The 24,181-nt window shown below is 38.3% G+C and carries 25 protein-coding genes; 4 read left to right on the top strand and 21 right to left on the bottom strand.

Annotated elements, in window-relative coordinates; genetic code table 11:
* Positions 1-19 precede the first annotated feature (19 nt).
* Positions 20-463, bottom strand: a complete 444-nt coding sequence (locus ACQ5H4_RS10190) for a GatB/YqeY domain-containing protein (RefSeq protein ID WP_430774822.1) — start codon at positions 461-463, stop codon at positions 20-22.
* A gap of 14 nt (positions 464-477) precedes the next feature.
* Complete coding sequence (rpsU, locus tag ACQ5H4_RS10185) at positions 478-651, bottom strand: 30S ribosomal protein S21 (protein ID WP_019154564.1); 174 nt, start codon at positions 649-651, stop codon at positions 478-480.
* 215 nt (positions 652-866) lie between these two features.
* On the opposite strand from rpsU, the gene ACQ5H4_RS10180 reads away from it, so the two are divergent.
* Complete coding sequence (locus ACQ5H4_RS10180) at positions 867-1,790, top strand: Na/Pi symporter (protein ID WP_430774821.1); 924 nt, start codon at positions 867-869, stop codon at positions 1,788-1,790.
* A gap of 29 nt (positions 1,791-1,819) precedes the next feature.
* On the opposite strand, the gene deoC is transcribed toward ACQ5H4_RS10180, so the two are convergent.
* From deoC to gpr, 13 genes are all read right to left on the bottom strand, one after another.
* Positions 1,820-2,488 (bottom strand): deoxyribose-phosphate aldolase, encoded by a 669-nt coding sequence (gene deoC, locus ACQ5H4_RS10175; RefSeq protein WP_430774820.1) that lies wholly within the window; start codon positions 2,486-2,488, stop codon positions 1,820-1,822.
* 22 nt (positions 2,489-2,510) lie between these two features.
* Positions 2,511-3,860 carry a tRNA (N(6)-L-threonylcarbamoyladenosine(37)-C(2))-methylthiotransferase MtaB gene (gene mtaB, locus ACQ5H4_RS10170; protein ID WP_430774819.1) on the bottom strand — a complete coding sequence of 450 codons (1,350 nt, stop codon included), beginning with the start codon at positions 3,858-3,860 and terminating at the stop codon, positions 2,511-2,513.
* 5 nt (positions 3,861-3,865) lie between these two features.
* On the bottom strand, positions 3,866-4,612 hold the full coding sequence (locus ACQ5H4_RS10165; protein ID WP_430774818.1) for a 16S rRNA (uracil(1498)-N(3))-methyltransferase: 747 nt from the start codon (positions 4,610-4,612) through the stop codon (positions 3,866-3,868).
* Between the two features lie 51 nt (positions 4,613-4,663).
* Positions 4,664-5,602, bottom strand: coding sequence for a 50S ribosomal protein L11 methyltransferase (gene prmA / locus ACQ5H4_RS10160; protein ID WP_430774817.1), 939 nt, complete (start codon positions 5,600-5,602; stop codon positions 4,664-4,666).
* A 20-nt stretch (positions 5,603-5,622) separates the two neighbouring features.
* Positions 5,623-6,744 (bottom strand): molecular chaperone DnaJ, encoded by a 1,122-nt coding sequence (dnaJ, locus tag ACQ5H4_RS10155; RefSeq protein WP_430774816.1) that lies wholly within the window; start codon positions 6,742-6,744, stop codon positions 5,623-5,625.
* Positions 6,745-6,870: 126 nt separating this feature from the next.
* Complete coding sequence (gene dnaK, locus ACQ5H4_RS10150; RefSeq protein ID WP_430774815.1) at positions 6,871-8,697, bottom strand: molecular chaperone DnaK; 1,827 nt, start codon at positions 8,695-8,697, stop codon at positions 6,871-6,873.
* A 34-nt stretch (positions 8,698-8,731) separates the two neighbouring features.
* Positions 8,732-9,316, bottom strand: a complete 585-nt coding sequence (gene grpE / locus ACQ5H4_RS10145) for a nucleotide exchange factor GrpE (protein ID WP_430774814.1) — start codon at positions 9,314-9,316, stop codon at positions 8,732-8,734.
* Positions 9,317-9,405: 89 nt separating this feature from the next.
* On the bottom strand, positions 9,406-10,437 hold the full coding sequence (hrcA, locus tag ACQ5H4_RS10140) for a heat-inducible transcriptional repressor HrcA (RefSeq protein ID WP_430774813.1): 1,032 nt from the start codon (positions 10,435-10,437) through the stop codon (positions 9,406-9,408).
* 85 nt (positions 10,438-10,522) lie between these two features.
* Entirely contained in the window at positions 10,523-11,662 is a 1,140-nt protein-coding gene (gene hemW, locus ACQ5H4_RS10135) for a radical SAM family heme chaperone HemW (protein ID WP_430774811.1), read from the bottom strand.
* A 99-nt stretch (positions 11,663-11,761) separates the two neighbouring features.
* Positions 11,762-13,597 (bottom strand): translation elongation factor 4, encoded by a 1,836-nt coding sequence (lepA, locus tag ACQ5H4_RS10130; protein WP_430774810.1) that lies wholly within the window; start codon positions 13,595-13,597, stop codon positions 11,762-11,764.
* 142 nt (positions 13,598-13,739) lie between these two features.
* Positions 13,740-14,069 carry a YqxA family protein gene (locus ACQ5H4_RS10125; protein WP_430774809.1) on the bottom strand — a complete coding sequence of 110 codons (330 nt, stop codon included), beginning with the start codon at positions 14,067-14,069 and terminating at the stop codon, positions 13,740-13,742.
* A gap of 20 nt (positions 14,070-14,089) precedes the next feature.
* Positions 14,090-15,289 (bottom strand): stage II sporulation protein P, encoded by a 1,200-nt coding sequence (gene spoIIP, locus ACQ5H4_RS10120; RefSeq protein WP_430774808.1) that lies wholly within the window; start codon positions 15,287-15,289, stop codon positions 14,090-14,092.
* A gap of 76 nt (positions 15,290-15,365) precedes the next feature.
* Positions 15,366-16,490 carry a GPR endopeptidase gene (gpr, locus tag ACQ5H4_RS10115; RefSeq protein WP_430774807.1) on the bottom strand — a complete coding sequence of 375 codons (1,125 nt, stop codon included), beginning with the start codon at positions 16,488-16,490 and terminating at the stop codon, positions 15,366-15,368.
* Between the two features lie 226 nt (positions 16,491-16,716).
* Here gpr and rpsT point away from each other — a divergent pair, with 226 nt between their 5' ends.
* Positions 16,717-16,983: a 30S ribosomal protein S20 gene (gene rpsT, locus ACQ5H4_RS10110; RefSeq protein WP_119709192.1), complete on the top strand. Its 267-nt coding sequence runs from the start codon at positions 16,717-16,719 to the stop codon at positions 16,981-16,983.
* Between the two features lie 62 nt (positions 16,984-17,045).
* Here the strand turns inward: rpsT and holA are convergent, their stop codons facing one another.
* The gene (holA, locus tag ACQ5H4_RS10105; RefSeq protein WP_430774806.1) at positions 17,046-18,068 is read right to left on the bottom strand and encodes a DNA polymerase III subunit delta; all 1,023 of its coding nucleotides are present in this window, start codon (positions 18,066-18,068) and stop codon (positions 17,046-17,048) included.
* Between the two features lie 298 nt (positions 18,069-18,366).
* Between holA and ACQ5H4_RS10100 the strand changes: the two genes are divergently transcribed.
* The gene (locus ACQ5H4_RS10100; protein ID WP_084361972.1) at positions 18,367-18,501 is read left to right on the top strand and encodes a YqzM family protein; all 135 of its coding nucleotides are present in this window, start codon (positions 18,367-18,369) and stop codon (positions 18,499-18,501) included.
* Positions 18,502-18,554: 53 nt separating this feature from the next.
* Here the strand turns inward: ACQ5H4_RS10100 and ACQ5H4_RS10095 are convergent, their stop codons facing one another.
* The 3 genes from ACQ5H4_RS10095 to ACQ5H4_RS10085 form a co-directional block, all read right to left on the bottom strand.
* Positions 18,555-20,873 (bottom strand): DNA internalization-related competence protein ComEC/Rec2, encoded by a 2,319-nt coding sequence (locus ACQ5H4_RS10095; protein ID WP_430774805.1) that lies wholly within the window; start codon positions 20,871-20,873, stop codon positions 18,555-18,557.
* Between the two features lie 37 nt (positions 20,874-20,910).
* A complete protein-coding gene (locus tag ACQ5H4_RS10090; RefSeq protein WP_430774804.1) occupies positions 20,911-21,408 on the bottom strand; it encodes a deaminase in 498 nt (165 codons plus the stop codon).
* 66 nt (positions 21,409-21,474) lie between these two features.
* The gene (locus tag ACQ5H4_RS10085; RefSeq protein ID WP_430774803.1) at positions 21,475-22,101 is read right to left on the bottom strand and encodes a helix-hairpin-helix domain-containing protein; all 627 of its coding nucleotides are present in this window, start codon (positions 22,099-22,101) and stop codon (positions 21,475-21,477) included.
* Positions 22,102-22,186: 85 nt separating this feature from the next.
* Here ACQ5H4_RS10085 and comER point away from each other — a divergent pair, with 85 nt between their 5' ends.
* The gene (comER, locus tag ACQ5H4_RS10080; protein ID WP_430774802.1) at positions 22,187-23,026 is read left to right on the top strand and encodes a late competence protein ComER; all 840 of its coding nucleotides are present in this window, start codon (positions 22,187-22,189) and stop codon (positions 23,024-23,026) included.
* Positions 23,027-23,079: 53 nt separating this feature from the next.
* On the opposite strand, the gene ACQ5H4_RS10075 is transcribed toward comER, so the two are convergent.
* Both ACQ5H4_RS10075 and rsfS read right to left on the bottom strand, forming a co-directional pair.
* Positions 23,080-23,826: a class I SAM-dependent DNA methyltransferase gene (locus ACQ5H4_RS10075; RefSeq protein ID WP_430774801.1), complete on the bottom strand. Its 747-nt coding sequence runs from the start codon at positions 23,824-23,826 to the stop codon at positions 23,080-23,082.
* On the bottom strand, positions 23,823-24,179 hold the full coding sequence (rsfS, locus tag ACQ5H4_RS10070; RefSeq protein ID WP_430774800.1) for a ribosome silencing factor: 357 nt from the start codon (positions 24,177-24,179) through the stop codon (positions 23,823-23,825). The genes ACQ5H4_RS10075 and rsfS overlap by 4 nt, the downstream gene beginning before the upstream one ends.
* Positions 24,180-24,181: the final 2 nt, after the last annotated feature.

Genomic DNA, 24,181 nt, shown 5'->3' with positions numbered 1-24,181 from the left:
AGTCTTTAAAGCATGTTTATTATGAAAGGTGTTGTTGTACAAGTTTATTAACAAGTGATCCATCAGCCTTGCCTTTTACTTTAGGCATTAGTACTGCCATCACTTTTCCCATCTCAGCCTTTGTAGAAGCACCTGTTTCTAATATCGCCGCTTTCACTATATCGGAAAGTTCCTCTTCCGTTAGCTGTTTTGGCATATATTCGACTATATACGATAATTCAGTACGTAGTTTCTCAACTAGGTCATCACGACCTGCTTTTTCAAATTCATGGAGGGAATCCTTGCGTTGCTTTACTTCGCGAGAAAGGACAGTTAACTCTTCGTCTCCGGATAATTCCTGGCCAGTTTTAATAGCTTCATTTTGCAACGAAGCTTTGACCATCCGAATAACGGAAAGTTTATCTTTTTCTTTGTTTTTCATCGCTTGCTTCATATCATTATTTAAACGCTCGAGAAGACTCATTTACACACCCTCTCTTACCACTTACGTTTTCTAGCAGCTTCAGACTTTTTCTTACGCTTAACGCTAGGCTTTTCGTAGAATTCGCGCTTTCTAGCTTCTTGTATAGTACCTGACTTAGATACAGTACGTTTGAAGCGACGAAGAGCATCTTCAAGCGATTCGTTTTTACGAACAACGGTTTTAGACATTCTCTTTCCCTCCCTCCGAACACAACACACTTACAACAAACAACATGGAAATTCCATGTACTTTGCAATTATAATATAACAGTGATACAAGGTCAACTGTAATTCGACTAGCTATCGTCCATTTATGAATAAAACTTTAAAATATCTTATTTTCTTACGTATACTTAGCATGTCCCACATCCCTTTGCAATAAAGATGTATAAGGAGGGAATAGCATGTTAAGTGTACTTTTATTCTGTATCTTTATTGTATTATTTATTTTTGGTATGACCATTTTGCGCACTGGACTATTTAACTTATCCGCAGATTCACTTAAAAAATGGCTTGTAAAATTAACCGATCGTACATGGAAAGGTCTGTTAGCATCCATTATCATTACAGGAGCTCTACAAAGTAGCTCAGCTGTCATGGTCATGACGATTGGATTGATTTCTGCTGGGCTGTTAACATTTCGCCAATCTATTGGTATTATACTTGGAACCAATATTGGCACAACCTTTACAACTGAATTTATTACATTCCAAATCGACTCTTTTCTTGTACCCATGGCTATTTCAGGAGCCTTACTTATTTTCATGAAAAATAAAAATGCAAATGCATTTGGCTTGATCCTACTGGGAATGGCAACGGTTTTTTCAGCTATGAGTGGCTTCAAATATTTAGCTAAACCCTTATCTAGTCTACCAATCATTCAACAATTAATTATTGATATGAATGAAAGCAACTTACTTAGTGTTGGTGTGGGGGCTATTATTACAGCTCTTATCCACTCAAGCTCTGCAACGACAGGAATTATTATGGGGTTCCTGTCAAGTCAGTTACTTACGATTGGTGCTGGTATAGCCGTCATGCTTGGAGCTAATATTGGAACCTGTGTAACTGGATATGTGGCTAGTATCGGCGGAGGAAAAGAGGCTCGTCTGTGTGCATATTCACATATATGGTTAAATGTAATCGGGGTGATTGCCTTTTTCCCATTCATCGCATATCTTTCAAGCATAGCCGGTCGCCTAGCTCAAGAGCCCGATGTACAATTGGCTCATATTAGCGTCCTGTTTAACGTCATCTCTTCGCTACTTGTCCTTCCATTCGCCAGCCACTTTGCAACATTTGTTACGAGATTACATGGTAAAAAATAAAAACATGCCAATTGGCATGTTTTTATTTTTTAATAATCACTATTTGAAACTAAACCTTTTACAATAGCAATGCCTGAGCTAGCTCCAATACGAGTTGCACCAGCTTCAATCATATTTTTTGCGTCTTCCGCACTTCTTACTCCACCTGAGGCCTTCACACCAATGGTAGGACCAACTGTCTTGCGCATAAGTGCAATATCAGCAACCGTTGCTCCACCAGCCCCAAAACCTGTAGATGTTTTTACAAAATCAGTGCCTGCACTTACAGCTAGTTGACATGCACGAACCTTTTCCTCTTCTGTTAAAAGAGATGTTTCAATAATTACCTTTGTTAAAGCTTTACCTTTTGCAGCGTTAACAACAGCTTGAATATCTTTTTCTACCAAAGAGTCATCTCCATTTTTTAGAGCACCGATATTGATAACCATATCTACCTCGGTTGCACCATTTTCAATGGCGTTCGTTGTTTCAAATGCTTTTGTTTCTGGTGTATTGGCTCCCAATGGAAAACCGATGACCGTACAAACATCCACACCCGTTCCCTTTAATAATTCACTAGCATATGCCACCCACGTTGGGTTCACACATACAGAAGCAAATTGATATTCCTTTGCTTCTGCACATAATTGTTCAATTTGGTCTTTTGTTGCTTCAGCTTTTAGCAAAGTGTGATCAATCATTTTCGCGATTTCTTTCATCGTAAACACTCCAATACAAAAATTATATCGCTGCTTGTTCTGCTGATCTAACATACTCATCGAGCACACGGACAAATTGACCTTCATTGTAAGGGTAACCAGCTTTTGTAATTTTCACCTTTACAATTTGTCCAATCATTTCTTCAGTCCCTTTAAATATAACCTTTAAATAATTATCTGTATATCCCTCATACATTCCTTCACCGTTTTTGGAACGTTCTTCAGGAATCACTTCAAGTACTTCCCCTTCAAATTTTGAAGCATACTCTTTAGCTAATTGATCCGATAATGATATTAATCGGTGCACACGTTCATTTTTAATTTCTTCATCCACTTGGTCATCCATTCTAGCAGCAGGTGTACCCGTACGTTTAGAATATGGGAATACGTGCAGTTCAGAAAATTTATGTTCCTTAATAAAATGATAAGTTTCCATAAATTCATCTTCTGTTTCACCAGGGAAACCAACGATGACGTCAGAGGTGACTGCAAGACCGGGTAGAGCTTCCTTTAATCGATTTAAGCGCTCACCAAAGAACTCCATCGTATACTTACGGCGCATTCTTTTTAACACCGTGTTAGAACCAGACTGCAATGGAATATGAAGATGTCTAACTATAACATTCGAGTCATTCATTACTTGAATAACTTCATCGGTAATTTGACTCGCTTCAATGGAAGAGATTCTTAGTCTCTCAAGCCCAATCACTTCTTTTTCTAAATCTTTTAATAACATAGCAAGATTATAATCCTTCATATCTTCACCATATCCACCTGTGTGAATACCAGTTAATACGATTTCCTTATAACCAGCATCAACTAGTTGTTGTGCTTGTTTTATTACTTCCTTTGGATCACGAGACCTCATTAATCCACGAGCCCAAGGAATGATACAAAATGTACAGAAGTTATTGCAGCCTTCCTGAATCTTTAAAGACGCACGAGTACGGTCCGTAAACGCAGGAACATCTAATTCCTCGTAAACACGATTTTTCATAATATTACCAACCGCATTAATTGGTTGTCTTTCTTCTTTAAATCGTTCGATATATTCAAGCATCTTTACACGGTCCTGTGTTCCAACAACAATATCCACACCAGGAATTGCCATAATTTCAGCTGGAGACGTTTGTGCATAACAGCCTGTTACACAAATAACGGCATCCGGATTTTTACGGATCGCACGTCTGATTACTTGGCGACTTTTTTTATCCCCTGTGTTTGTTACTGTACAAGTATTAATGACATAAACATCTGAAGTTGATTCATAGTCTACTCTCTCATATCCCTGTTCTTGAAATAGCTGCCAAATGGCTTCTGTTTCATAATGATTTACCTTACAACCTAATGTATGAAATGCAACTGATGGCATATTGTTCACCTCAATAGTTCAAATTGATAAGAAATAGCTGACAGCACGTATAAGGGTGCTGTCTCTGTACGTAAAATTCTAGGACCAAGCCCACATGACTGGAACCCCTCTTTAGAAAGCAACTCAACTTCTACTTCCGTTAGTCCACCTTCAGGACCGAATACAATTAAGACACTGTCATCTTTCTTCATTTCTTGAAGAGTACGAGCGAGTGTTGAACGTTCCCCTTGCTTTGCCTCTTCTTCATAAGCAATTAATTTATACGTATAGTCTTTTGAAAGACTAACAAGCTTTGCTAAATTAAGAGGAGTTGCAACAGTTGGCACGATCCGTCGGTGCGACTGCTCTGCTGCTTCCTTTGCAATCCTTTGCCAACGATCTACTTTTTTATCTGCCTTCTTTTCGTCCCATTTCACTACCGATCTAGCAGTTGAAACTGGAACGAAAGAATAGGCACCTAATTCAGTGCCTTTTTGTATGATCCACTCTAACTTATCACCTTTAGGAAGACCACTTGCAATCGTCACACGAACTGGCAGTTCAGAGGACACTAACTCCCATTGTACAACGTCTGCAACGACTTGTTCATCGGTAATTTCTGCAATTCGACATATAGCCCCTTCTCCTTTGGAAGTCGTACAAATGATTTGATCGCTTATCTTTAATCTCATCACCTTCACAATGTGCCTGAAATCGTCACCCTTTATGACAAATCGTCCTTCCGTTGTCTGATCAACAAAATATCGTTGCACACGCTACACCTTCTTTATTTCATATATAAAGGGGGTATATCCCCCTTCACATTATTGCCTCTTTGCAATCATCGCAATCCAATCTTCCATTTGAATCGTCTCTATTATTTCAAACCCAGAGCGTTCAATTGCTGCTCTAACTTCATCTTTTTTCTGTAGAATAATACCTGAAGAAATAAAATAACCGTCTTTTTTAACAACTCTCGCTACATCATCAGTAAATCGAACAATCACTTCGGCTAAAATATTTGCAACTACCACTTCTGCCTGTTGGTCCACACCGTTAAGTAAGTTATTTTGAGCTACGGTTACTACTTCATGTGTTTTATTGAGCTTACTATTAATCTTTGCTGATTTAACAGCCACTTCGTCTAAATCTAGAGCGAGGACTGAGCTTGCACCTAACATAGCTGACGCAATACTTAATACTCCTGTTCCCGTTCCAACGTCGACAACACGGTCACCTTTTCTAACCGTTCTTTCTAACGCCTGTATGCACATTACTGTCGTCGGATGTGTCCCTGTACCGAATGCCATTCCTGGGTCCAATTCAATAATTAATTCATCACTTGAAACTGGAGTATATTCTTCCCACGTAGGTACAATGGTAAATCGTTCAGAAATTTTCACTGGATGATAATACTTCTTCCATGCGGTGGCCCATTCCTCTTCATTCACTTCACTGACCGTTATTGTATTTCTTCCAATATCAATATTATGAATGCTTAAGTTGTTAATAGATTCTTTTATGGCATCAACCGTTTCTCCCAAGAAGCTTGTAACCGGTAAATATGCTTTAACCATTACGCCTTCATCCGGATAATCTTTCGGATTGAGTTGGTAGATTTCACCGAATTGGTCTTCCCTTTCTTTCACAAGCTCTAATGGATCCTCAATAACCACTCCGCTTGCGCCTGCCTCATGCAATATATTTGAGATCGGTTCTATTGCCTCATTTGTTGTATGAATGCAAAGTTCTGACCATTTCATCCTACCAACTCCCATTCCTTTTATTCGCCTTTAAATGCTCTTTTTACTTTTGAAAAAAAACCTTCTTCATGCTCACCTTGAGGTACACTTCCGCTTACATCTGCAAACTCATGAAGCAATTGCTTTTGCTTTTCAGTTAACTTTGTAGGTGTTAAGATTCGAATAATAATATGCTGATCACCTGTACCATAGCCTCTTACGTTTGGAACACCTTTTCCTTTCAATCGGAATTTGGTTCCTGTTTGTGTACCAGCAGGCACTTTCAATTTGACTTTCCCGTGCAGTGTTGGTACTTCTACTTCATCACCAAGTGCGGCTTGAACAAAAGTAATAGGCATTTCACAATAGATATCATCTCCATCGCGTTCAAAGAACTCATGTGAACGGACATGGAATACAACATATAGGTCTCCTGCCGGCCCACCATTTACTCCAGGTTCACCTTGTCCAGCAACACGCAGCTGTTGACCATCATCAATACCTGCAGGAATCTTTACATGAATCTTACGACGCTTCTTCACTTTCCCGGTTCCACTACATGTTGAACACTTGTCTTTAATCTGTTTCCCGGTTCCACTACAGTAATGACAAACTCGACGGTTAACAATGCGGCCAAATGGTGTATTTTGCTCCACATTTAATTGACCTGCCCCATTACAATGACTACAAGTATCTGGCTTCGTACCAGGTTTTGCTCCAGATCCGTGACATGTTTCACAATTTTCTTCTCTCGGAATTTCTAAATCGGTTTCCTTTCCGAAAACTGCTTCCTCAAAACTAAGGGTCATTGTATATTGAAGGTCGGCTCCTTGTCTCGGTGCATTAGGATCTCTTCTTCTTGACCCACCACCGCCAAAGAACGTGCTAAATATATCCTCAAAGCCGCCAAAACCACCAAAATCTCCTCCACCAAAACCTTGGTTAGGATCCGTGTGACCAAACTGATCATAGTGTGCTTTCTTTTGGTCGTCACTTAACACCTCATATGCTTCTTTTACCTCTTTAAACTTTTCATCTGCATCTGCTTCCTTATTAATATCAGGATGATACATTTTCGAAAGCTTTCGGTATGCCTTTTTTATCTCATCCTTTGAAGCACTTTTACTTACTCCAAGTACCTCATAGTAGTCCCTTTTACTCATGATTGCCCACTCCCCGAATCATTTCACATAAAGGTTATTTTAACATTACCATTCAACCCAAAGCAATGAAAAAGCCAAAGTCGCTTGGATTTGACTTTGACTTTTTCTAAGCTAGTTAGCCTTAACCTATTTATCGTCTTTTACTTCTTCAAATTCTGCATCAACGACATTGTCATCCTTGCCACTTTCGCCCGCTGGACCTCCAGCTGCTTGAGCTTGCTTAGCTGCTTCTTCATATAGCTTAACCGTCAAGTTTTGAACGATTTCTTGAAGAGCATCCTTTTTCGCACGAATTTCTTCTAATTCGTTTTTCTCAATCGCAGCCTTTAATGCATCCTTCGCTTCATTTGCTGAAGCTACTTCAGACGCATCTACTTTTCCTTCTAGGTCTTTTAGAGTCTTTTCAGTTGTAAATACAAGCTGATCCGCTTCATTGCGTAGTTCTACTTCTTCTTTAAGCTTTTTATCTGCTTCTGCATTTTCTTCTGCTTCTCTAACCATCTTTTGAATTTCTTCATCTGATAGACCAGTTGAAGACTTAATTGTTATAGTCTGTTCTTTGTTTGTACCTAAATCCTTCGCACGAACGTTTACGATACCATTTTTATCAATATCAAATGATACTTCAATTTGTGGAATACCACGTGGTGCTGGTGGAATGTCCGTTAATTGGAAACGGCCAAGTGTTTTGTTATCAGCCGCCATTGGACGCTCACCTTGTAGAACATGGATATCAACAGCTGTTTGGCTATCTGCCGCAGTTGAGAATACTTGTGACTTTGAAGTTGGAATCGTCGTATTGCGATCAATTAACTTCGTAAATACGCCACCCATTGTTTCAATACCAAGTGATAATGGTGTTACGTCAAGAAGAACAACATCTTTTACGTCACCAGAAATAACTCCACCTTGAATAGCAGCACCCATTGCAACTACTTCATCTGGATTTACACCTTTATGTGGCTCTTTACCTGTTTCACGCTTAATTGCTTCTTGTACCGCAGGAATACGAGTTGAACCACCAACAAGAATAACTTTATCAAGTTCTGCAGGTGTTAAACCAGCATCTCTTAGTGCTTGACGAGTCGGCCCCATTGTTCTTTCTACAAGGCTTGCAGATAATTCTTCAAATTTCGCTCTAGATAATGTCACTTCCAAGTGAAGTGGACCAGCTTCCCCAGCCGTAATAAACGGAAGTGAAATTTGAGTTGTCGTAACACCTGAAAGATCCTTCTTCGCCTTTTCTGCTGCATCCTTTAGGCGTTGAAGCGCCATTTTATCTTTAGAAAGATCAATAGCATTTTCCTTTTTGAATTGCTCAACTAGATAATCGATAATCACTTGGTCAAAGTCATCTCCACCAAGACGATTATCACCTGCTGTTGATTTTACTTCAAATACACCATCGCCTAATTCCAAAATAGACACGTCAAATGTTCCGCCTCCAAGGTCGTAAACAAGAATCGTTTGATCGTCATCCATTTTGTCTAAACCATAAGCAAGTGCTGCTGCCGTTGGTTCGTTGATAATACGTTCTACTTCTAGACCAGCAATTTTCCCAGCATCTTTTGTCGCCTGACGCTCTGCATCATTAAAATAAGCTGGAACGGTAATTACAGCCTTTGAAACAGGCTCTCCAAGATAGTCTTCTGCGTACGCTTTAAGATGTTGAAGAATGATTGCAGATACTTCTTGTGGTGTATAATCCTTTCCTTCAATCGTTTCTTTATGGCTAGTCCCCATATGACGCTTGATGGACATGATTGTATTCGGATTTGTAATTGCTTGACGCTTCGCTACTTCACCAACTTGACGCTCTCCATTTTTGAAAGCAACAACAGATGGTGTTGTGCGGTTTCCTTCTGCATTAGGAATGACCTTAGGCTCTCCACCTTCAAGTACAGACACACATGAGTTTGTTGTCCCTAAGTCAATACCAATGATTTTACTCATAAAAATAACCTCCCAAAATTCTATTATGTAGGGATTACTGGTTCACCTTGACCATCGACGGTCGGATGACTTTATCCTTTAACTTGTACCCCTTTTGGAATTCCTCTACAACTACATTTGATTCGAAGTTTGGATCCTCTACTTGCATAACCGCTTGATGCATATGCGGATCAAATGGATGACCAACAGCTTCGATTGCCTCAAGGCCTTCACCTTTTAACGCTTCAAACAGACTGCGATAAACCATGTCCATCCCTTGTAATAATGACTTTGTTTGTTCATTATCAGGTTCAACCTGTAGAGCTCTTTGAAAATTATCTAGAGCTGGCAATAAATTTGTGATTAAGCTTTGAGCTCTATATTTTTGCGCCGCTTCAAGGTCAATTCTGGCCCGGCGACGAGAGTTATCAAAATCAGCCTGCAAGCGTAAGTAACGATTTTCAGCGTCTTGAAGTTTTGTTTCTAGCTCTTGTATACGAGTGTCCTCAGAATTAGTTTCAAGATTTTCCTCTGTTACCACTTCTTCTTCAGCAAAAACTTCTTCAATACCTTCTGAGCTTGCTTCTGTTTCATTAGAAGATTGTAATTCTTCATTTAATGTGCTTTTTTCTTCTGCCAAATTACTCACCTCCCTTAAATGTGGTCCTTCCTCATTTATAAGTAGTGGTAGATGTTAAGGAAAGATTCCCCTTAACATCATCACCACCGTTATTTATTTTGATACAGATTTGTTAGTACAGAAGTTAAATCTTGACTAATCGTTTGTAATAAGCTGATCACTCGAGAGTATTCCATTCTAGTAGGACCTAAAATAGCAATTGTCCCAAGTTGTTCCTCACCAACAGAATACGTAGCCGTAATTAAGCTACAATTCTCCATTGCTGAATTGTGATTTTCTTTTCCAATTCTCACATGAATTCCCGTCGGGTTTTTGCGAATCAAATCGTACATACTTTTTTCATGCTCAATCATGTTTAAAAGGTTTTTTACCTTTTCGATATCATGAAATTCCGGTTGACTGAGAATATTGGTTCTTCCACCAAAAAACACCTTTTCATTTGATGGAATCTTCAACGTATCAGCGAATGCATGGAGCATGGAATCATAATTGCGGATATGTTGTCTAAGTAAAGTGGCTACCTCTTTGTAGATCTTTTCATTTAAATCTTCAAGTGGCACACCCGTTAGACGTTCATTAAGGATATTGACCATTTTCTCAATATCGCTTGCATCTAACCCCTCAGGAAGATGAAACATTCGATTGTCTACATGTCCTTTATCAGTCACAATGATTGCGATAGCTGTTTCCTTATTAAGTGGAACAATTTGGATCTTTTTAAGCTTATTTTCTCTAACCGCAGGTCCAAGAACAATAGAAGTATAATTGGTCAGCTCAGATAATATTTTTGCAGATTTTTGTACGATTTTTTCAAGTTCATAAAGCCTTTCAGCAAAAATCGATTTAACCGATTGCATATCATGCTGATCAAGCTTCTGTGGCGCAAGAAGATGATCTACATAAAAACGATAGCCCTTTTCGGACGGAATTCTTCCAGAAGATGTATGTGTCTTTTCAAGAAAGCCTAGCTCTTCTAAATCAGCCATCTCATTACGAATCGTAGCAGAGCTAAAACTAATATCCTCTTTTTTCGACAAACTTCTAGATCCAATCGGCTGAGCAGAACGAATGAAATCATCAACAATCACCTGAAAAATTAACAATTGACGATCTGTTAACATGTTTCATCACCTCTGTTAGCACTCTCTTCTAACGAGTGCTAAATCTAATAATAAATTATCAAATGTTAGGGCCATATGTCAACATTTAGATAACACCGATAAATGACTGAAACACTTCATTTCCTAAAAACCGCCCATTTTTTGTTAATGCAATATTGCCCTCATGTACAGAGATTAAGTCACGACCTTGTAAAGACTCTATCTCTTTCTTAAATAGCGAAAGCGGATCTACTCCAAATTTTTGAAAGAAGCGGTCCACATTGATTCCTTCCATTTTCCTTAAACCGAGAAACATTTCTTCCTCCCACATTTCATTGTTCTCCACTTTGTGAATATTATGAGAGGGTAGAGCGCCATTCCAAATGGGATCCATATATTTTCTTAAAGGACCATGGTTGGCAATTCTCTCTCCAGCAACATAACTATGAGCACCAGCACCAAACCCATAGTATTCCTCGTTATTCCAATATGTTAAATTATGCTTGCTCTCGTGTCCTGGTAGAGCAAAGTTGGAAATCTCGTATTGCTGAAATCCGGCTAGCTGCATTTGCTCCATCAGTACCGAATACATTTCCGCTTCAGCATCTTCTCCCGGAACCGGCAGCTTCCCTTTTCTCATTTGGTTATAAAACACCGTTTTGGGTTCAATAATGAGGGAATAGCCAGAGTAGTGTTGAATATCAAGGGAGAGAGCCGTTTGTAATGTTTCTTTAAAACTATCTAGCGTTTGATTCGGCAAGCTATAGATTAAATCTACACTAATATTCTCAAACCCAACTTTTTTTGCTTTTTCAATTGAGGTGAACACATCTTCCGCTCGGTGTGTTCTTCCAATCGCCTTTAGCAACTGATTATCAAAGGTCTGTACACCAAAGCTTAATCGATTAACTCCACCCTCAAATAATACACGAAACTTTTCATCGGACAAGTCACCTGGATTGGCTTCAAACGTAAACTCTGCATGATGTTCCAATGGAAGATATTTTTTTATGGAAAACAATAATCGTTGTAATTGTTTTTCATTTAGTGAAGTTGGAGTTCCTCCGCCAACAAATATGGAATGAAGAGGCTCTGCAGGATTTTTTTCAAGTGTTAATCGAATTTCCTCCTCCAGTGCGTCTAAGTATTCATCCACAGGCTGGCCTTTTAAGTAAACCTTATTAAAATCACAATAGTGACAAATATGCTCACAGAACGGAATATGAATATATGCTGCTTTTACCATTTTTTACACAACCTTAAATTATAACTTTTTTGCAACGAAAAAAGGTTAGACCACTTGATTTATCAAGCTTATCTAACCTTTCCTTTAAAATCAAATCATCTACTTCTTTGAGTTTGTATCATCCATTTTCAACACGGCCATGAACGCTTCTTGAGGTACCTCTACGGAACCTACCTGCTTCATTCGCTTTTTACCTTCTTTTTGCTTTTCAAGTAGCTTACGCTTACGCGAGATATCTCCACCATAACATTTGGCTAATACGTTTTTACGCATCGCTTTAATGGTAGAACGCGCTACAATTTTTTGCCCAACTGCTGCTTGAATAGGAACCTCGAACTGTTGTCTAGGTATTAATTCTTTCAACTTTTCGACTATGATCTTTCCACGTTCGTATGCGAAGTCTTTATGAACAATAAAGCTTAACGCATCCACCTTTTCAGCATTAAGAAGAATATCCATCTTAACAAGTTTGGACTCCTTGTATCCAATTAACTCGTAATCGAATGAAGCATAACCCTTTGTGCTTGACTTTAATTGATCAAAGAAGTCATAAACGATTTCTGATAGAGGGATCTCGTACACAATGTTTACACGAGTCTCATCCATGTATTGCATATCGATAAAAATCCCTCGTTTTTCCTGACATAGTTCCATAATTGCACCCACATAGTCATTAGGAGCCATCATTGTAGCTTTTACATATGGCTCTTCAACGCGTGCAATTTTTTGTGGATCTGGCATATTCGATGGATTATCAACTTTAATTTCCGTACCATCCGTCATAATCACATGATAAATAACGCTTGGTGCTGTTGTAATCAAGTCAATCTTGAACTCTCTTTCAATACGCTCTTGAATAATTTCCATATGGAGCAATCCTAGGAACCCACAACGGAAGCCGAACCCGAGCGCCTGAGATGTTTCTGGCTCAAATTGAAGTGCAGAATCATTTAGTTCTAACTTTTCTAATGCTTCTCGTAAATCATTGAACTTCGCACTATCAATTGGATATAAACCGCAATATACCATTGGATTTAAACGGCGGTAACCTGGTAAGGCTTCTGTTGCTCCATTTTTCACACTAGTAATCGTATCCCCCACTCGTGTGTCTCCAACATTTTTAATAGCTGCAGTTAAGAATCCAACATCACCAACAGTTAGTTCTGGAACTGGAGTTGATTTTGGTGTGAATACCCCTACTTCAGTAACCTCAAATTCTTTTCCCGTTGCCATCATGCGGATTTTGTCTCCAACCTTTACCGTACCATCTACAACACGGATATAAGCTACCACTCCGCGATACGCATCATAAAGAGAGTCGAAAATTAGCGCTTTTAATGGTGCTTCTGGATCCCCAGTAGGTGCAGGAACCTTTTCTACTACTTGCTCTAGAATGTCTTCAATTCCAATTCCTGCTTTTGCACTTGCTAAAACCGCTTCAGATGCATCTAGTCCAATTACTTCTTCTATCTCGTTACGCACACGTTCTGGATCTGCACTTGGTAAGTCAATTTTGTTAATAACTGGAACAATTTCAAGATCATTGTCTAACGCTAAGTAAACATTTGCTAATGTTTGAGCTTCAATCCCCTGTGCTGCATCTACCACAAGGACAGCACCTTCACAAGCCGCTAAGCTTCGGGATACCTCATACGTGAAGTCGACGTGCCCAGGTGTATCGATTAAATGGAAAGTGTATATCTCTCCATTCTTTGCTTGATATTTTAATTGCACAGAGTTTAATTTAATGGTAATTCCACGTTCTCTTTCAAGGTCCATTGAATCTAGTAGCTGATCCTTCATTTCTCTAGCTGTTAACGCATTCGTTTTTTCAAGGATACGGTCAGCTAATGTGGATTTTCCATGGTCAATATGTGCAATGATAGAAAAATTCCTGATTTTTTCTTGTCTATTTAGTCTGTCTTGTCTGTTCATTCGGTTCACTCCTACTATACTTCGCACGTATACACTATTTTTGATTATAGCAGTAGGGTATCCAAGATTCAATAGAGAAAAGCGGAAGCAACTGGAGCTAGGCTTATAAAGAAAAAACAGCAATCCTGAGATTGCCGCATTCCTAGCTATTTTTAATCAGATCAATTGTAATATCTACTATTCCCGTTACTATGTCTGCTAGTGTTTTACCTAAGTCTGAAAAAAAGTTATAGGCTTCCATCTCTTCTAGCTGCTCTCTCTTTTTATTAATATCGTGACTATCTACATTATTTCCTAGTACTGATACTTGGACATTTTCTTCTTGCTCGCTAATGGTGAATGCACCTTTAAAATCGGGATCCTCAAACCCCCTCATGCTTACGATCCCATTGTTTGCAATTTGCATTCCAAATAATACCGACACAAACATGAGAGACATTAGCAATATGCTTTTAAACATAAACATTTTCATAACTATCACCTAAATTAACATTATTGTTCCTCTGAAGGAACGGTTACTGGATAATTCACCTTTTCAGCTTCCCAGAAAATCTCGCTAAAGACATCTGCAAATGCATCAGCAGAGAGATTAAGCTCATCAAAGTTGTTATCTACTCCGCCGAACTCTACTAATAGAGCATTACCAGAAAGGTCCTGATTGAAACGGCCATTTGTACTAGCTCCACTTTTTTGGATAATCCCTCTGCTAATACCAGGATATTTTTCCTCGAGCTTATAATGAATTTCTGTTGCGAGCTTAAGGTTCTTTTCATAATTTGGGTGTTCAGCCCCAACAACAAAAGCTAGCTTTGCATAGGACTTACCATTAATTACTTTTGTCGTATCTTCTTTTCTTTTAGAATCACGGTGAATATCTATTAAATACGAAAGATTTGAGTTACTAGCCATCGCCTCTTGAACCATCTGTCTTGATGCATCGTATGAACGACCATATGTCCAGCCATTTGCATTCAATCGATCCGTGACATCTGTTTTATCTAAAATCGTACCAACCCCATAACCTTCTAGTTTTTCTTGAAGGCGATCGCCAATTTTTGTCACATTGATTTCTGAGTGTTGTGCACTATTGGCATTGGTTACCCCTTCTAAGTATGGGAGATATGATTCTCTTGTATGAGAGAAATAAATGTACGCCACCTTTTTATCCCCTGTCGTTAAAGAAGGTGGGGCGCTCGGTTTCGATTCATCCTCTTTTATGTCATCCACATTTTGCAAACTTGCCTCATTTTCTTTCTTTAATGCTTCCTCTGGTGGAGCTGATTCAATTGGCATATTCGTATAATTGGTACCTTCACCAGCAACAAGAATTTTCCCATCAAATAAGGAAAACCCCGGGAGTTCTCTTCCTAATAAGCTGCGTGGATCATCAAGATTCACATTTGTGGAGGCTTTAAACAAGACACTCGACATACTCGGAACTTCATCTCTTTCTATTAATCCGCTCATAAAATAATGGTTTTCTCTAGCCATCAACTGATAGAGTACATTTCCGCTCACATTCATTGTCGCTTTGTTCACACTCGATGACCTAAGCTGATATTGTGGGTTTAAAGAAGTTAATAGTCCGCTCACAGAAAAGAGTAGGAAAATCAACAACAAACAAGATAAAATGAGCTTTAAAATGCTTGTCCCTTGAATAGTTACAACATAGGGCGTTTTTTGTAGTTTCATTATTCCACCTCTTAGCCTAGTCTAGTAAATGATATGTACTTACTAGAGAAGGTAGAACAATAAATTTAGACGCAATCTATCTTGTGTAGAAACCTGCATTTTCTTGGTTTACGGCATCATGCAAAGCCGCATTTAATCCATTTGCAATTAAATTGGACATATCTTCAATAAAAACATCCACTTCCTTTGGTGTTACCATTAAGTTATGTCCAAGCGGAGATAATACTTCATGAATCAATCTTCTTTTTTCTTCATCTTCTAAAGTACCAATCATCCCTAGAAATGTATTTCGGTGATGTTCTTCAGGCATATCTTCGTCAGTCAATTTCTTCTTCTCACCAAAAGTCATTCCTGCTGGCGCTAATGCCCTAGAAGGTCTATTTCCTTCTTTTAGCTCCCGCCCAAAATGTTTTAAAATAAAATCAATCGTATCACTTGTAATGGAAACCGCATCCACCACCGTTGGCACACCCACTGCGATCACCGGAATTCCTAATGTTTCTTCACTAAGCTCCTTACGCTTATTTCCTACCCCAGATCCTGGATGGATTCCAGTATTTGATATCTGAACCGTTGAATTGACCCTCTCAATGGATCGCGAAGCTAACGCGTCAATTGCGATAACAAAGTCAGGCTTCGTTTTTTCAACCACTCCCAAAATAATGTCACTTGTTTCTATACCAGTTAAGCCCATAACACCAGGAGCTAACGCACTCACTGGTCGATAACCTTCGTCCACACTTTCAGGACTTAATTGATATAAATGTCGTGTAACTAATAGATTTTCACACACCTGTGGACCAAGTGCATCAGGAGTAACATTCCAATTCCCTAACCCAACAACAAGACAGGAGGCATCTTTATTTATTCCTAATCCACTCAAAAAATGGGAAAATTCTCTCGCAAACGTTTCTTCAACTTTTTTTTGTAAATCTGTGTCCTGTTGTCTAATCCCTTGTACTTCGATAGTTAAATACTTTCCAGCTTTTTTATTTAGCTCTTTCTCTCCTTCCTTCGACACTTCTACTAACGATAGCTTGATCCCGTTCTCTTCTTTTTCTTTAATAACCACACCATTTATATTTGAGAGATCTTGTTCATCTGTTACATTTCTCCCCCTGCTTGCAATCACCATCTCCCTTGCTTCTACTGCCAAATCGGTACGGATGGAGTATTTACTTAAATCTATTGATTCTTTCATCATATGCCCCTCTCTTTCTTCAAATTAGATAATAAACTAGCAACTATTATTTCCTTATCTAAGTGAAACCATTCAATTCGTGGGATATCGATGGATATATTTCCATTGAAAAGTATTGCAATAGTATTCACCGAATGATAAAATGTGTTTTGTTCTTAATTTACGTAAATTAATGAATGGTGATAGTCGAGTATATAATCTCGATGCTTTGTAGGAGGTGAAAGGAATGCCAAATATTAAATCTGCAATCAAGCGCGTGAAAACAAGCGAAGAGCGTAATGCACGTAACACGATGGTGAAATCTGCAACACGTACTGCTGTTAAGAAAGTAGAATCAGCTATCGTAAACGGTGACGCTACTACTGCACAAGAGAGCTATGCTCTTGCTGCAAGTAAACTTGACAAAGCTGCAGCGAAAGGTCTTATCCATAAGAATGCTGCTGCTCGCAAAAAGTCTCGTTTAATGAAGAAATTAAACTCATTAAACTCTTAATTTTTTGCTATATCATAGATAAAAAAGCTAGATCCTTTTAGGATCTAGCTTTTTTCAAACCTTTATGAACCAGTATGTAAATGAAATAAGAACATTTCAATAAGAAGCTCCTTGTTCATTCCACCTGTTTTCGCTTGATAATCTGCATCTGCTAACATTTTCATGATTTTCGTCAGCTCTTCATCACTAAATTGCATCGCCTGTCCTGCAGCTAGCTTCACACGGAATGGATGTACTTTTAGATACCCTCCCATTTGCTGTTGACCGTATCCACGTCTTGCTAATTCCTTCACCTGGTAAATTAAACGAAACTGCCCCGCAATAATTGCTAAGATTTTTAATGGTTCTTCATTTTGCCTTAACAAATCATAATAAATACGTAATGCCTCGTCTACTTTTCGATGCACAACCTTATCGACAAGTGTAAAAATATTTTGTTCAAGTGAGCGTGACACGAGCTTCTCGACTGTTTCAGCATCAATTTGTTTTGTCTCATTGCAGTATAAGCTAAGCTTGTCCACCTCTGAGGTTAATAAAAATAGATTTGTCCCAGCTAATGCGAGCATCCGCTCTACTGCATAATCATCAATGCTTGTTCCATTTGTCTTAGCTCTTTGGACAATCCAATTCTTTAGTTCGTGTTCCCCCAGTTTTTTTGCTTCAGACACTACAGCTGTTCTCTTTAACTCTTTTGTAAGTTTTTTTCGTTCGTCCAGCTTTTCATATGGCGCTACCATCACAACAATCGAATAAGGAGACGGTTCCTTCATGTATTGTTCTAGTCTTCCTAGCTGGTGTTCCACTTTGTCCTTCGTTTTTTCAGCCGTTAAGAAACCTGGGTTATTTAGAAATATAAGCCTTTTATCCCCTAAAAATGGGATTGTTTCGGCATCCTCTAATGCCACTTCAATCGGTGTTTCATCTAAATCATAGGTGGATAGATTAAAATCACTTTCATCTTCGTCCAAAACATTTTGTATAAAAAGCTGCTTTGTTTCATTTATTAAAAACGATTCCGTTCCATACAAAACGTAAATAGGAGAAAATTCTTTCCTCTTAATTTGTTTCCATAAATCAAAAATCACTTTTCCTCGCTCCGTTCAGGAAAATAGGTTACTTATTTATCCTAATGAAGGATCAAGGTTTTGACAAGCATTTTAAAGGGAATTGATCAATCTCCTGACCAATTCCCATCTATAGAAACGCTGAAAAAAGAGGCCTAGGATACTCCTTTTACAGCGATAACCCCCGTTGTATCATTATTGTTACCGTACATCTAAAAAGTATTTGTGACAATCACTGACAAGTAAGGAAAAGAAATAGAGGAGCGGTAGATTTTTTTTATGAAATCGCTTATACTAAGATTGATTAGGAGGGGTAGTTGTGAACGAATTTGAGAAAAATGTGCAAAGTAAACGTAATGACGCCGTTGATTCTGGTGTAGGGTTCATCGTTTCCTTCGGTTTTTTTGCAACTTTATTTATCATTGCAACTGTCATTAAACTCGTAGGGGCATAATGTTTCTGTTCTGCTACATAAAACATAAGGAGACTGCTACTGCAGTCTCTTTTTTATGGATTTGTTACATCATATGGGATCTGTTTAGAAAAGGTTCCTATTCCATTCTGAAAAGTGTAACTAATCGCCCCATCAGTATCCGTACGAAAAATTTTTATATTTCTTTCCTTTAACCCTTCCAAAACTTCTTGATGTGGATGCCCAAATCGGTTACTCTTTCCAACAGATATCACTGCCACCTTCGGGTGATAGGCCTGAAGAAGACTAGCAGATGTAGAGCTTTTGCTGCCATGATGTCCTATTTTTAACACATCCACTGGTAAGGTAGGATACTCTCTCAATAGCCTCTCTTCTCCTTGTTCCTCTAAATCTCCCGTAAACAACCAAAATAACCCTCCTAATTTTACATGAATAACCACTGAATTATCGTTTCGATCCTCTAGTTCAATAATGGGATTCACGATTTTAAAGGTCGCCCCCTTTTCTTCCCAACTCATACCGTTCTTCACAAATATGATGCTTATATTCTTTTCCTTTGCTAGTTGAATAATTTCATTTTCCAAGCTGGAACGATTCGAAACATAAGGAAGGATTAATTCATTCACTTTCATTGTTTCGAGAACAGACTTTGCTCCACCAATATGGTCCATATCACCATGCGTTAATATTAGTTTATCGATTGTGCTTATCCCTTTCCCTTTTAAAAACGGGACGAGAATATCATTTCCAACTTCAAAAGGATTTTTCGGCTTTTCCCATTCCTCCTCATTAAAAGAAATAGTCCCTCCTGTATCTATCACATACGTTTTTTTATGAAAACCATTTTGTATTACGATACTATCTCCTTGCCCAACATCAACAAAAGTGATTTGTCCCGAGAAAGAATAATGAGATAAGCAGTAGGAGAAAGCGAGGGCAAAAACACAAGGAAGGATTGAAACTAGTTGGCTTTTCCTTGTTTTCCCTGTCTCCCATTTGTAGAGTAAATAGACAATTGAGCCTATTAGGAGAAGTACCATCCATATGGAAGGACGACCAATGGTGACTGTCTGATACGGAAAAGAAGCTATACCGACAGTTAATTGGTTCATTAAGGTAATCGCAAAATCCACTGGCTTTACCATAATAGTGACAGCTTCTCCAAAGATGAATAACAGAAAAAACAGAGCGATAAAACTAGGGTTTATGATTATTGTGAAAATGGGAATATAAATGAGGTTTGCCAACAATGACAACAGAGAAAATTCATAAAAATGATAAAGAACGATAGGGAGAGAAGCTAACTGAGAAATAAATGATGCTTTTATTAAGAGGAATTTAGATGGTTTTAATAATCCTTTGGTGGAAAGAAGCAATGTGAAGGTCACACTAAAGGAGAGCTGAAACCCTACATCAAAGAGGAGATAAGGTGAAAGAAATGCATAAACCATGAATACGATACTGCAAATATCTAGACTGGCCATTTTTGATTGTGATACGAGGCGAAGGAACAAAAATAGAAACATCATCGTCGCTGCTCGAAACACGGGAGGAGAGGCTCCCGACAGATAAGTAAAGATTGGTAGGTAGAGAAGAAGGACAGCAAGCATCCGTTCTCTTGTCACTCCTAAACGCACACCAATATAATGAATGATGCTTACGTAAAGAGCAACATTTGCTCCAGAAATAGCTAATAAATGGATGATTCCAAGTTTTTGATACGCTTTCTCTAAGGATGGATCAAGTATCTGTCTTTCTCCAAACAGCAATGCACTGGCTAAGGAAGCGACGGAATTAGGAAAATACGTTTCCAATAATGCAATTGACCGTTGCCTTTGCTTTTTGATAAGAAGAATAGGTCCATTAAGCTCTTTACAATCCCCCCATTGATCAACAACTAACTGCCAATGAATGTGTTGATGAGTTAAATAAGAGTGGTAATCAAAAGCATTAGGATTGGTTTGTCCATTTACTGTTTTTAAGCTACCTTTTAACTGACAAGAATATCCAAGGAGTCTTTCCTTATTTAAACTAGACTTTTCCTCCTCGGATTTCATTCGGTATTTAATTAATAACTTCTCTCCTGTTGTATCCTTTGCAAAACCACTTAGGAGACTGCCATTAAGCGTTACTTCATCTTCGAACAAAACTGTAAACTGTGTCTCACTCCCATGAAAACCAGATTCATTTCTGTTTATATCAATTCTTGCCTTCGTATAGAAAACAAGAACAATCAACAAGATGATAAAAACTTTCCTTTTCGAGAACCGCTTGTAATACAAAAACAAGACCAAAACTAAAAAGAGTGAGACCTTGGCAACAACATGGGTCTGAAAAGCAATAACCAGAGCAAGTAATGAAGCAATTGCAAAATAGATCCCTTTCCCTTGCAAGTTATCACCCCTTGGATCGTGTTTAGATCAAACTATATTATTCTTGAAAATTCCAACTTAAACGTCCTGAGTTATCATTTTTATTGTTAAGCTCATTTTCAATATCCATTTCTAGCTTTATTGCTTCCACATTGCTTATACGAAGAAGATGATAACAATATTCATGATTTTTATAATCATGCGTATAATAAATTTTTGTGATACCCGCTTGTAGAATCTTTTTCATACAATGTATACATGGAAAATGAGTCACATAAATTTGACTTCCCTTTGTGGAAACTCCTTCAAGTGCACACTGAAGGATCGTATTTTCTTCGGCATGCAAACATCGAAGACAATGATTATCAACGACGTAACAGCCTGCATCAAGGCAGTGATCATCTCCACTAATCCCACCATTATAACCAGTTGAAATGATTCGATTATTCTTTACCAATACCGAACCTACATTCAGTCGATTACATGTGCTTCTCATACTTATCAGATGCGCATTTAGCATAAAGTATTGATCCCAAGTTAAGCGATGGTTGCTCATATTCCCCACTCCGATTTCTCATTTTCTACTAGTCTAAGGGAAATTGTCGATTTTAGTCAATGCTTGTTATTTTACAATAATCTGATCCTGTAGCCTTTCAAATGTCTTATCACCAATCCCAGTAACAAGTTTTAAATCCTCAATCGTTTGAAATAATCCGCTATCTTCACGATAGACTATAATTGCTTCTGCTTTAGACGGTCCAATCCCAGGGAGATTCTGCAATTCATCAGAAGTAGCCTTATTAATATTGATTTTGCCGTCTCCTTGACTAGTAGAGGTAAAACCAGGACCGGCAGACACAATCATATTTTCTCCTTCTTCTCCTATTAATGGAACATACAATACCATTTCATCTGTTACTCGCCCAGCAAAGTTTATTTTTGTCTCATCTGCTCCTTCCTTTAATCCTCCAGCCTTATCGATAACATCGATTACTCTTTCATCCAACGTTACTTCGTAGACACCAGGATTCTTTACTGCTCCTTTTACATCTACTAAATTCTTTACATCAGGTTCCGGAACAAGCCTTTCTTCAGACATTTCCAGATCTTGTTCTTCCTCACTCGGAATCGTCCATTCATTTGCCTCCTCTTTGTTGTTTACAAGACCGAAGGCGTAAATTAGCATTACAATGGCGATAACAGAAGACCCAACAATCAACCATTTATACTTCTTTAAAGAGTCAATCATCTTGTTACTCCTTTCTTGGCATATTAACAAATTTATTTACATACTTTTATATGAGAATGCTTGCTTTGTGAAGGAGGGAAGTACATTGAAAATCGGAGTGATTGGTACAGGGAATATGGGGAGGATATTAATTGAGGCACTTATTGATGGAAAAGCCATTTCCCCTTCTTTTATGAATGTGACAAATCGAACGCTTAGTAAAGCAATGAATATAAAAGCAGTGTATACTGACATCGCCGTACTTTCTGATGCTAAAAGCGTAGCAAGGGTATCAGATGTGCTGTTCTTATGCATAAAACCAAAAGACATCCAAAAGGTATTAATGGAAATCAAACCATTTTTATTACCAGAGAAATGTGTTGTTTCCATCACGAGTCCTATCAGTGTTAATCAAATTGAATCTGTGGTCGACTGTTCGGTGGCCAGGGCTATACCAAGCATTACCAATAGGGCACTAGCAGGTGTATCTCTACTAACGTTCGGTGATAGCTGTACGAGGGAATGGAAGGATAAGCTACTTCAGTTGTTTGAAGCCATTTCCACACCGGTCTCCATTAACGAGGATATTACAAGAGTAGGCTCAGATATCGTTAGTTGTGGACCAGCATTTTTCAGTTACTTAACGCAAAGATTTATTGATGCAGCAGTAGCTGAAACAAAAATAGATGAAGCTACTGCAACGACGCTTGCTAGTGAAATGTTAATAGGGCTTGGGGAATTGCTTCGAAAAGGATTTTATACACTTCCAACCCTACAACAAAAAGTTTGTGTTAAGGGCGGAGTAACGTGGGAAGGAATTAAAGTATTGGATGCAGAGCTTGGAGATGTGTTTGAGCACTTATTTCAAGCCACTCATACAAAATTCGAAGAAGATTTGGTTGAATCACAAAAACAGTTTCCTTTAAATAATTCTCTAAAAAAGTAATGATTCCTGCAATAATATAAAAAAAGGCTGATTATTTTCAATCAGCCTTTTTCTCATGCCTGCTTTTTAGCGATAAAAAAGATTCTTTCTGCCTCGGAGGATAAATCGTCCATAAAATCAGAGAAGATATCTGTTACATACAAGCCGCTTGCTTCTAACCAATTTTTATACACTTCTACAGGGAATGTTCTCTGACTATGAAACTCATCATAACGGTCATATTTCCCGCTTTCATCATCCTGGACAAAAAATGTAAGCTCATGTTCAATGCTAAGAGGATAGTCTCCTTGAAAACAGTTCCAAATATAACAAATATCTTCCTCATCATGAGTAAACGTTTGATTCATAAATATATTCATGATTTTATGAACAGAATGGACGTCAAATATAAAAAATCCATCTTCATCAAGCAAATCATAAATTTTTGCAAACGTTTCAATCACTTCTTCTTCTGTCTGTAGATAATTTAAGGAATCACAAAATACGCCGATTACATCGAAACTCTCATATAAATCAAGTTCCACCATATTTTGTTGATAAAAAGGAAGCTTTAGCCCGTTATTCGCTGCTTTCATCTGCGCTACCGTAAGCATGTCCGCTGATAAATCGACACCTGTCACTTCAAATCCAGCTTTCGCAAAGCGTATAGATAGCTCACCCGTACCACAGGCTAAATCTAATAGTTTTTTTCCTTTACACTCGTACTTGCTCCATTTTTCCGTAACGATTGAAACCCATTCATCATACGGTACATCCTTCATTAATTCATCATAAAGGTAGGCAAATTTCCCATACGTCATTGAGCGAGAACACTTTCCATATTTTCTATTGGTGCATCACCCCATAATCGCTCGAGGTTATAGTAACTTCTTTCGTCTTTATGGAATATATGAGCCACAACATCCCCTAGATCAAGAAGGACCCACCTTGCCTCATCGAAGCCTTCCATTCTCTTTACCATGTAGCCATTTTCTATTGCCTTTTCCTTCATTTCTCTGGCAATCGCTTGAACCTGCTTATCAGAGTTCCCGTGACAAATAATAAAGTAATCAGAGATTAGTGAAATGCCCTGCATATTTAATACAACAATATCCTCTGCGCGCTTATCATCAGCTGCCTTTACTGATGTTTCTAATAATTGACGATTGGTCATCC

This window comes from Bacillus coreaensis (genome assembly GCF_050586445.1).
Taxonomy (GTDB): Bacteria; Bacillota; Bacilli; order Bacillales; family Cytobacillaceae; genus Robertmurraya_A; species Robertmurraya_A coreaensis.
This window is presented reverse-complemented; position numbering and strand designations above follow the sequence as displayed.